General features: G+C 67.4%; 6 protein-coding genes. 1 reads left to right on the top strand and 5 read right to left on the bottom strand.

The genetic code is table 11. From position 1 onward, the window contains the following. Nucleotides 1-360, bottom strand: a 360-nt coding sequence (locus ACR2JA_RS00755; RefSeq protein ID WP_434007229.1) for a DUF3106 domain-containing protein, incomplete at its 3' end; no start/stop codon positions are given. Nucleotides 361-549: 189 nt separating this feature from the next. Here ACR2JA_RS00755 and ACR2JA_RS00750 point away from each other — a divergent pair. Then, the gene (locus ACR2JA_RS00750; RefSeq protein ID WP_434007228.1) at nt 550-912 is read left to right on the top strand and encodes a hypothetical protein; all 363 of its coding nucleotides are present in this window, start codon (nt 550-552) and stop codon (nt 910-912) included. A 20-nt stretch (nt 913-932) separates the two neighbouring features. On the opposite strand, the gene ACR2JA_RS00745 is transcribed toward ACR2JA_RS00750, so the two are convergent. The 4 genes from ACR2JA_RS00745 to mfd form a co-directional block, all read right to left on the bottom strand. Continuing rightward, nucleotides 933-1,502: a protein disulfide oxidoreductase gene (locus ACR2JA_RS00745; RefSeq protein ID WP_434007227.1), complete on the bottom strand. Its 570-nt coding sequence runs from the start codon at nt 1,500-1,502 to the stop codon at nt 933-935. Beyond that, a complete protein-coding gene (gene serB / locus ACR2JA_RS00740; protein WP_434007226.1) occupies nt 1,499-2,242 on the bottom strand; it encodes a phosphoserine phosphatase SerB in 744 nt (247 codons plus the stop codon). Before serB ends, ACR2JA_RS00745 begins: the two co-directional genes overlap by 4 nt. 37 nt (nt 2,243-2,279) lie before the next feature. Beyond that, nucleotides 2,280-2,783, bottom strand: a complete 504-nt coding sequence (locus ACR2JA_RS00735; RefSeq protein WP_434007225.1) for a DUF4405 domain-containing protein — start codon at nt 2,781-2,783, stop codon at nt 2,280-2,282. Between the two features lie 116 nt (nt 2,784-2,899). Beyond that, on the bottom strand, nt 2,900-5,230 hold a 2,331-nt coding region (gene mfd, locus ACR2JA_RS00730; protein ID WP_434007224.1), incomplete at its 5' end, for a transcription-repair coupling factor.

Genomic DNA, 5,230 nt, shown 5'->3' with positions numbered 1-5,230 from the left:
CATGGCCTTGACCTGTTCCCGACGCTCGTCGGCCAGGCGCTGCTTTTCTTCAGGGCTGAGCTGCTGCCAGCGCCGACGTGTGCTGTCGATCAGGGCCTGGCGCTCCGCGGGCGAAAGCGTCTCGATCTGCTGGCGCAGTTGCTGTCGGAACGCCTTGCGCTCCTGCGGCGTTGCCTGTTTCAACTGTTCTTTGAGTTCGGCCTTGCGCTCGGCCTGCTGGGCCGGCGTCAGGCGGGCCCAGTCCTGCGCGTCGGGTGGCACCACCGGTGCGGCCTGGGCGCCGACGCTCAGCATCAGCAACCCGCCGGCCAGCCAGCGGGCCAGACGGCGGCGAAAGGGGGTGGGTGCAGAGTGGGGCATGGTCGGTCGGGCGGTGTGCGGAGGAGGTCTTGCCTGCTTGAACCTCGCAACGGGCCGGCGCTTACGCTGAACCCGTGCAACGCGATCGGATTTTCATCGAAGCCCGTAAGCCATATGGCGATGACCCGGTTCAACGGGTGCGTGGACCCCAGGTTCATGGCATCTGTTCAACACCACAAGGACCCCACCATGAACGCCTGGATCAAGACCCTGTCTGCTGTCACCCTCACCGCCACCGGCCTCGGCCTGTTCGCTGGTAGCGCACTCGCACAAGGCACTGCCAGCCTGGCCGACAAGCAAGCGCAACGCGTGGACAACCGCCAGGAACGACAGTCCGACCGCATCACGCAGGGCGTGGCGTCTGGCCAACTGACCGTGCGCGAGCAGGCGCGGCTGGAACAGCGGCAGCGCCACATCAACCGCCTGGAGCACCGCACCGAAGCCGATGGCAAGGTGACCGCCAAGGAGGCCGTGCGCATGGAGCACGCGCAGGACCGAGCCAGCCACCAGATCCGCCGCCAGAAGCACGACCGCCAGCAGCGCGGCGGCTGATCGCACGGGCCGGCGCTGGTTCAGCGCGCCAGCCACAGCCGCAGGCGCATGCCCCAGCCGCTGGTCAGGCCCACGGTGGGCCAGCGGAGTTCGCCCTGCGGCGTGATGACGGCAAACGCCGGCACCGCGCCAAAACCCAGTGCACGGCTCAGCTGTGATCGCGGATCCACCAGCGTGTGCCAGACGAGACCACGCGTTTGCAGGTAGCGGCCCACGGCAGCGGGCGGGCCCGACTGCATGGCCACCGTGATCACCGGGTGGCCCGCGTTCACGCCATCCACCGTGCCCTGGATCGTTTTGCAGATCGGGCACCAGTCGGCCCACTCGTACAGGCCCACGTTCTGCCCGGGGTAGGCCCGCTGCAGCGCGGCGAGCTCGGCGCGCAGGCTGCTCTGGCGCAGGGCGCCGCGGGCGTCCAGCACGGGCAGGGGGGCATCGAGTGCCGCCGCAGGCAGGGGGCCGCCGGTCACGTGCCGTGTCTGCCACGCCTGCACCGACAGCAGCACGGCGGCGAACAGGGCCAGCGTGCCCAGGTGGCGTCGCCAGTCGCGCCGCAGGCCGTCAGCCCAGCGGCGCAGGACGTCGCTCATGCGGCGTTGACGACTTCGAGCAGGCGGTCCAGCCCGCCTTCGTTGATGGCCACCATGGCCTGCGCGCGCACGGCGGGCTTGGCGTGGTAAGCCACCGACAGGCCGCCGGCATCGGAACACGCGGCCATCATGGGCAGGTCGTTGGCGCCGTCGCCCATGGCGATGCACTGACTCGGCTCGATGTCCAGCAACGACGCCACCTCCAGCAAGGTGCGGCGTTTTTCTGCGCCGTCGCAGATGTCGCCCCAAGCCTGGTCCACCATGCGGCCCGTGAGCTCGCCGCAGTTCGGGCCGCTGCGCACTTCCAGCACGTTGGCGCGCACGAAGTCGATGCCCAGCGTGTCGCGCACGCGGTGGGCGAAGAAGGTGAACCCGCCCGAGACCAGCAGCACCTTCAGACCAGCCGCCTTGCAGGCTCGCACCAGCTCGGTCGCACCGGGGTTGATGCGCAGGCGCTCGGTGTAGACGCGCTCCATGTCGGCCACGGTCACGCCCTTGAGCAGCGCCACGCGCTGGCGCAGGCTGTCCTTGTAGTCGGTGATCTCGCCGCGCATGGCGGCTTCGGTGATGGCCGCCACCTCGGACTTGCGGCCCACCGCGTCGGCGATTTCGTCCACGCACTCGATGCTGATGAGTGTGGAGTCCATGTCAAATGCGATGAGCTTGAAGTCCTTGAGGTTCAGCGGGGCGGTGAAGCCTTGGATGGTCAGGCCGGGGGCGAATTCGGTGGGGGAGGTCATCCCGGAATTATCGCGGGAGCCGGGAGTGCGTCCCGGGTCAGGGCTTGGCCGCAGGCAGCACTTTGGTCATCGTGCCGATCTGTGCCTTCAGGTCGCCGCCCACCAGGTCGGCCACCGACTGCTGGTCGCTGGTCACGGTCAGGCCCTGGGCCTGCAGCTTGGCCTTGATGTCATCGGTGCTGGTGCCGGCCACCTGGGCCAGCACGGTGATGGGCGCCTTCGCCAGGGCGCGCACCGGCGGTGCAAAACCAGGTTCGCCGCCGGCGCCACCGGTGGGGATGAAGCTCAGCGCCAGCACCGCGGCAAAAACGCCCATCACCACCCGGCCCGTGGTCTGGGTGAAATAGCGTTTGAACGCCGGCAGGTTCAGCAGCACGTGCAGCGTGACGCCGATCACCATGGCCCAGCTCAGCCACTCGTGAGCGGTCTTGTTCAGGCCCGAGTCGAGGTGGAAGAACATCAGCACGCCGGTGACGGCGGACAGGGAAAACGCGCCGATGACGACGGGCGTGATCCAGGGGCGGTGGGGGTTCAGGTTCATTTGACTTCTCCTTCAGAACAGGTGCCGCCATGGTGCGGCGCCGGTATGAAGTTTCGTCAGGCGCGTGTGAACGGCAGGTGAACGCAGGCCCCTGATGCTCCTGTTTTTGATGCAGGTCAAACAGCGCCGGCCGGCGCTTCTGCCCGGACCGGCTGTCCCAGCGAGCGCAGCACGTCGCGCACCAGCTGCACCCGGTCTTTCACCTCGGGCAGGGCGCGTTCGATGCGCAGCTTCTCGTTGCCCGCCAGCTTGATGTGCTTGTTCTTCTGGATGAGTTCGATGATCTTCATCGGCTCGATCGGCGGGTTGGGCCTGAAGGTGATGTTGATGACGCCCGGCGCTGCATCGACTTTGACCACGCCGTAGGGCTGCGAGAGCACGCGCAGGCGGAGCACGTCGATCAGGGTCTGGGTCTGCGCCGGCAGCTTGCCGAAGCGGTCCACGATTTCTTCGAGCAACCCGTCCACCTGGTCCGCCGTCTTGGCCGTGGCCAGCTTCTTGTAGAAGGACAGGCGCAGGTGCACGTCGCCGCAGTAGTCGTTGGGCAGCAGGGCGGGGGCGTGCAGGTTGATGTCGGTGGTCACGCTCAGCGGGCTCAGCAGGTCCGGCTCGCGCCCGGCCTTGAGCGCACTCACGGCTTCGCTGAGCATCTCGTTGTAGAGCTGGAAGCCCACTTCCAGCATGTTGCCGCTCTGGTTCTCGCCCAACACTTCGCCGGCGCCGCGGATTTCCAGATCGTGCATGGCCAGGTAGAAACCCGAGCCCAGTTCCTCCATCTGCTGCATCGCGTCCAGCCGCTGCGCGGCCTGCTTGGTCAAGCCATCGATTTCGGGCACCAGCAGGTAGGCATAGGCCTGGTGGTGGCTGCGGCCCACGCGGCCGCGCAACTGGTGCAGCTGGGCCAGGCCGAACTTGTCGGCGCGGCTCATGACGATGGTGTTGGCCGTGGGCACGTCGATGCCGGTCTCGATGATGGTCGAACACAGCAGCAGGTTGTAGCGCTGCGCCACGAAGTCGCGCATCACACGTTCCAGGTCGCGCTCGGGCATCTGGCCATGGGCGATGGCGATACGCGCCTCGGGCAGGATTTCTTCCAGTTTCTGCTTGCGGTTCTCGATGGTCTCGACCTCGTTGTGCAGGAAGTAGACCTGGCCGCCGCGCTTCAATTCGCGCAGCACGGCTTCGCGGATCACGCCCGTGCCTTCGTTGCGCACAAAGGTCTTGATGGCCAGCCGGCGCTGCGGCGCGGTGGCGATGACCGACAGGTCGCGCAGGCCCTCCAGCGCCATGCCCAGCGTGCGCGGGATCGGCGTTGCCGTGAGCGTGAGCACGTCCACCTCGGCGCGCAGCTGCTTCATCGCCTCCTTGTGGCGCACGCCGAAGCGGTGTTCCTCGTCGATGATGAGCAGGCCCAGGTTCTTGAACTGCGTTTTTTCCGACAGCAGCTTGTGCGTGCCGACCACGATGTCCACGCTGCCGTCGTTGATGCCCTTCATCGCCGCGGTGATCTCCTTCTGCGAACGGAAGCGGCTCATCTCAGCCACCTTCACCGGCCACTTGGCGAAGCGGTCCACCAGCGTCTGGTAGTGCTGTTCGGCCAGCAGCGTGGTCGGTGCCAGAAACGCCACCTGCTTGCCGCCGGTGATGGCGACGAAGGCGGCGCGCAAGGCGACCTCGGTCTTACCGAAACCCACGTCGCCGCAGACCAGGCGGTCCATGGGCTGCGGGCTGATCATGTCCTGGATCACGGCGTGGATGGCCGCCTTCTGGTCGGCGGTTTCTTCGAAGCCGAAGTCGTTGGCGAAGATCTCGTAGTCCTGCGCGCTGAAGCGGAAGGCATGGCCCTGGCGCGCCGCTCGGCGGGCGTAGATGTTCAGCAGCTCGGCGGCGGCGTCGCGCACCTGTTCGGCCGCGCGGCGCTTGGCTTTTTCCCACTGGCCGCTGCCCAGCTTGTGCAGCGGCGCCTCGTCGGCACTGACGCCGGTGTAGCGGCCGATCAGGCTGAGCTGGCTCACCGGCACATAGAGCACGGCCTTGTCGGCGTATTCCAGGTGCAGGAACTCCTGCAGCGCGGGCGTGCCGTCGGGGTTCTTGTCGCCCATGTCCAGGTTGACCAGCCCGCGGTAGCGGCCGATGCCGTGCGCGCTGTGCACCACCGGGTCGCCCACGTTGAGCTCAGACAGGTCCTTGATCAGTGCATCGACGTCGCTGACCTGTTCCTGCTTCTTGCGCCGGCGGGTGGTCGGCCCGGCGGCGAAGAGCTCTGTTTCGGTGACGAAGTCGATGCCGTCTTCCAGCGAACTGAACCCGACCGTGAGCACCGAGGTGGCGATGCCGACCTTTTCGTCGCTGGCCTGGAACGCGGCCAGCGAATCAAACGCCGGCGGGTTCAGGCCGCTGGCGCGCAGGAAGTCCAGCAGGCTCTCGCGCCGGCCGTCGCTCTCGGC

It is taken from the genome of Hydrogenophaga sp., from assembly GCF_051007235.1.
In the GTDB taxonomy this organism is placed as follows: domain Bacteria; phylum Pseudomonadota; class Gammaproteobacteria; order Burkholderiales; family Burkholderiaceae_C; genus Hydrogenophaga.
This window is presented reverse-complemented; position numbering and strand designations above follow the sequence as displayed.

Coding starts and splice junctions, on each gene's coding strand:
- ACR2JA_RS00750 (WP_434007228.1), top strand. CDS start 550: ATGAACGCCTGGATCAAGACCCTGTCTGCTGTCACCCTCACCGCCACC.
- ACR2JA_RS00745 (WP_434007227.1), bottom strand. CDS start 1,502: ATGAGCGACGTCCTGCGCCGCTGGGCTGACGGCCTGCGGCGCGACTGG.
- serB (WP_434007226.1), bottom strand. CDS start 2,242: ATGACCTCCCCCACCGAATTCGCCCCCGGCCTGACCATCCAAGGCTTC.
- ACR2JA_RS00735 (WP_434007225.1), bottom strand. CDS start 2,783: ATGAACCTGAACCCCCACCGCCCCTGGATCACGCCCGTCGTCATCGGC.